The sequence below is a fragment of the Dietzia sp. E1 genome, from assembly GCF_014145015.1.
GTDB classification, from domain to species: Bacteria; Actinomycetota; Actinomycetes; order Mycobacteriales; family Mycobacteriaceae; genus Dietzia; species Dietzia cinnamea_A.
This window is the reverse complement of record NZ_JAALDU010000412.1, coordinates 1-3,685: the sequence shown is the minus strand read 5'-3', so window position 1 is coordinate 3,685 and position 3,685 is coordinate 1. Positions and strand designations below refer to the sequence as shown.

General features: G+C 69.7%; 4 protein-coding genes and 1 tRNA gene. 4 read left to right on the top strand and 1 reads right to left on the bottom strand.

Annotated elements, in window-relative coordinates:
* Positions 1-248: 248 nt before the first annotated feature.
* The 3 genes from G6030_RS13170 to G6030_RS13160 all read left to right on the top strand — a co-directional run bounded on the left by G6030_RS13170 (position 249) and on the right by G6030_RS13160 (position 2,401).
* Positions 249-986 (top strand): thioredoxin domain-containing protein, encoded by a 738-nt coding sequence (locus tag G6030_RS13170; protein ID WP_007626199.1) that lies wholly within the window; start codon positions 249-251, stop codon positions 984-986.
* A 152-nt stretch (positions 987-1,138) separates the two neighbouring features.
* A tRNA-Ala gene (locus G6030_RS13165) sits at positions 1,139-1,211 on the top strand.
* A 95-nt stretch (positions 1,212-1,306) separates the two neighbouring features.
* Positions 1,307-2,401 (top strand): serine hydrolase domain-containing protein, encoded by a 1,095-nt coding sequence (locus G6030_RS13160; protein WP_007626201.1) that lies wholly within the window; start codon positions 1,307-1,309, stop codon positions 2,399-2,401.
* A gap of 22 nt (positions 2,402-2,423) precedes the next feature.
* On the opposite strand, the gene nadE is transcribed toward G6030_RS13160, so the two are convergent.
* Positions 2,424-3,290, bottom strand: coding sequence for an ammonia-dependent NAD(+) synthetase (gene nadE, locus G6030_RS13155; RefSeq protein WP_007626208.1), 867 nt, complete (start codon positions 3,288-3,290; stop codon positions 2,424-2,426).
* Between the two features lie 213 nt (positions 3,291-3,503).
* On the opposite strand from nadE, the gene ykgO reads away from it, so the two are divergent.
* Positions 3,504-3,626, top strand: coding sequence for a type B 50S ribosomal protein L36 (gene ykgO, locus G6030_RS13150; protein WP_007626209.1), 123 nt, complete (start codon positions 3,504-3,506; stop codon positions 3,624-3,626).
* The last annotated feature ends 59 nt before the right edge of the window (positions 3,627-3,685 follow it).

Here is a 3,685-nt window from a genome sequence, read left to right as displayed (position 1 = left end):
GCGCTCGGGATCGCCGTCCATGCCCCACCCCCCGTGATCGACCGTGCGGCCGCGCCGCGACTTGTCTCGAATACGTGTTCTAGTCTACGTCCACGTGTTCGACACCACAAGAGCTTCGTCTGTATCGCTGACGGTGCCGGCGCACGTGCACCCAGGGGGTCGGTGACCAAGGCTTCGGTACCCTTTCCCTAGTGCCGGTCACCCGGAAGGGGTCGACGGTCTCCCAGTAGAGAAAGGCCCGCGGACACGTGAACGCCAAGCCCAACAAGAGCACCAAAGTGCTGCAGACCAAGTCCAACAACGGGATGATCATCACCGTCGTCGCGCTCATCGCGGTCGCGGTGGTAGTCCTCGGTGGAGTGGTCTGGATGGCCCAGAGGGGCGGCGAGGCCAACCCCATCACGTTCGGTGAGACCGCCGACGAGCAGATCGAGATCACGGACACCGGCGTGGTGATCGTGGGGCAGCAGGACGCCCCGACCATCCAGGTCTGGGAGGACTACATGTGCCCCGCCTGCGGCTCTTTCGAGGCGCAGTACGGCGAGTCCATCTCCGAGGCCGTCGAGGCCGGGGATCTGCGGGTCGAGTTCCACACCCTCAACTTCCTCAACGGCCAGTCGGGGTCGGGCGAGTACTCCACGCGCGCCCTGGCGGCCGTCCAGTGCGTCGCGGCGAAGGACTCCCTGCCCGTGTTCTTCGACGTCAAGAACGCCTTCTTCGCCCAGCAGCCCGCCGAGGGTGGCGGCGACCTCTCGGCGCAGGAACTCGCCGGGATCGCCGAGGAGGCCGGTGCGAACCCGGACACGGTCGAGTGCATCGGCAACGTGGAGACTAACGGCGGCATGGACAAGGCCTCCGACAGTGCGGACAACGCCCAGCAGACCATCCGGGAGATCACCGATCGCGTGTCGACCCCGACCGTCGCGTTCGAAGGTGAGGTCGTGGACCTCGCGAACGCCGCCTGGCTGCAGGAGATCGTCGCCTGATCCTCTGCGGTCTCGCGGGCCACGCGCCCACCGTTTTCGTGCCCGGCCTCGCCTTTTCCGGCGGGGCCGGGGCCGATTTGGAAGGCCGGACCGTGGTGGTGTAACTTAAGTCGGGCCGGTCACCGAGAGGGGAACGGCAGAGAAATGGATACGGGGCTATGGCGCAGCTGGTAGCGCACCACACTGGCAGTGTGGGGGTCAGGGGTTCGAGTCCCCTTAGCTCCACCGAGGACGAGATCCCGGGAGGTCGGAGACGACCGCCCGGGATCTCGTCATTTCGCCGTCTTCCGCGGCGGTTCGTGCGGACGTAGGGTCGGTACATGGCGGAGCCGCGGGAGATCGCCGCCGTGCTCGACGAGCTCGTCGACGCCGGCCGACTGATCGGGTACGTCTGCGGCGTCCGGCAGGACGGACACACACGTCTCGCCGCGGGCGGTACGCGGTCCATGGGCGGGTCCCCAATGCGCGAGGATGCGGTGTTCCCGCTGTCCTCCAACACCAAACCGATCGCGGGCATCCTCACGATGCGGCTGGTGGAGCGTGGCGTGATCGCCCTCGACGATCCGGTGGACGCGCAGCTGCCCGAGCTCGCACGGCCGCGGGTGCTGGCCGAACCCGACGGGCTGCTGGACCGGACGGTACCGGCTGAAAGACCTGTCACGGTCCGGGACCTGCTCACGATGACCGCCGGCGTCGGGTGGCCGGTACGCAACCCCGACCTGGGCGAGGCCATGGCCGTCAGAGGGGTCGCGCCCGGCCCGTACGCACCGGCCGTCCCGCCGGGGGAGTACCTGCGCAGGCTCGCCGAGCTCCCGTTCGCCGGACAGCCGGGCGGCGGGTGGTGGTACCACACGTGCAGTGACATCCTCGGAGTCCTTCTCGCCCGCGCCACAGGCGCGTCGGTGGGGGAGCTGGTCGCCGAACACGTCACCGGGCCCCTCGGTCTGACCGACACCGGGTTCACGGCCGATCCGGACCGACTGGTCGTCACGTACGGACTCGGGCCCGACGGCCGGGTGGCGCCGGTGAACACCTCGGCCAGGCTCACGGCCCGGCCGGTGTTCGACTCCCTCGCCTGCGGGCTCGCCGGGACGGTGCACGACTACCTGGCGATCCTGGACGTACTCGTCGACGGCGGTCCGCTCATCGGCGCGGAGAGCGCGCGGTTGATGACCTCCGACCACCTCACCGAGCGCCAGCGGGCCTCCGCCGAGGGGTTCCTGGAGCCCGGATGTGGTTACGGGTTCCAGGTCGAGGTCCGCCCCGACGGGACGGTGGGCTGGGCCGGGGGACTGGGCACGATCGGCTACGTCGACCGCCGTGCCGGCCGGTCCGCGGCGGTGTTCACCTCGCAGGCCTTCGACGTGCCCGGCACGGCGGAGGCGCTGGAGACGGTGTGGTCGCTGCTGGGCTGAGCGATCAGCGGCACTGAGCCGGTCAGCGCCACCACGTGTCGAGCGGCGTGGCGGGGGCGGTGCGCTTGTGCCGTGAGCCGAGGAACAGGGACTCGATGCGGGCGGCGGCGTCGGTCGGGACACCCTCGCGCCCCTCGAGGTAGTCGTCGATCTGCGCGTAGGTGACGCCGAGCGCGACCTCGTCGGGTAAGCCGGGCCTGTCGTCCTCCAGGTCGGCGGTGGGGACCTTGCGCCAGGTGGACTCGGGCGCGCCGAGGTGGCGCAGGAGCGCGGCGCCCTGGCGCTTGGTGAGACCGGTCAGGGGGGTCAGGTCGACGCCGCCGTCGCCGTACTTTGTGAAGAAGCCGGTCACCGCCTCGGCGGCGTGATCGGTGCCGACGACGAGGTGGTTCACCTGCCCGGCCACGGCGTACTGGGCGATCATCCGCTCACGCGCCTTGACATTGCCACGGACGAAGTCCCGGAGCGGACCCGCCTGGTCGGGGAGTGCCGCAAGGGCCGTGGAGGCGGCCTCGGCGGCGGCGTCGGACGCTGCACGGACATCCACCGTCAGGCACGCGTCCGGGCGGATGAACTCGAGTGCGATCTGCGCGTCGGCCTCGTCGGCCTGTACGCCGTACGGAAGGCGCATCGCGACGAACCGGGCCTGTTCCATCCCCTCCTCGCGGAGGCGCTCGGCCGCGAGCTGACACAGTCGCCCCGCGAGCGTCGAGTCCTGACCGCCGCTGATCCCCAGGACGAAGCCGGAGGCGGGTGTGGAGCGCAGGTAGTCGACGAGGAAGGCGACCCGCGTCTCGACCTCCTCGGCGGGGTCGATGTCGGGCCGCACGCCGAGTTCGGCGATGATGGAGGCGCGCAGCGCACTGGAGTCGGGTGGCGTTTGGTTCATGCGCTCAGCTTAGGAACCGCGTGTGACGTCCACGTGACATCAGTGCGCGGTCCGTGGTGCGGTCCCTCGTCGGTTGGAGTTCTTGCCGGGTGGTCCGTTACGATGGACCAGTTGTGTGTCGTACATCCGACCCCGTGGCCGGACGTGTCGCACAGTGATTCCCAGTCGTGTCGGCGGCCATCGCGGCCGCCCCGAGAGCCTAAGGAGCGCCACATGAAGGTCCGCAAGTCCCTTCGGTCGCTGAAGAACAAGCCGGGCGCCCAGGTTGTCCGTCGTCGCGGCAAGACCTACGTGATCAACAAGAAGGACCCCCGGTTCAAGGCCCGCCAGGGCTGAGTCGACCGTGTGAGTACTCACGCACCCCCCGAGGGCCCGCCTCCGGTTCGCCGGAGGCG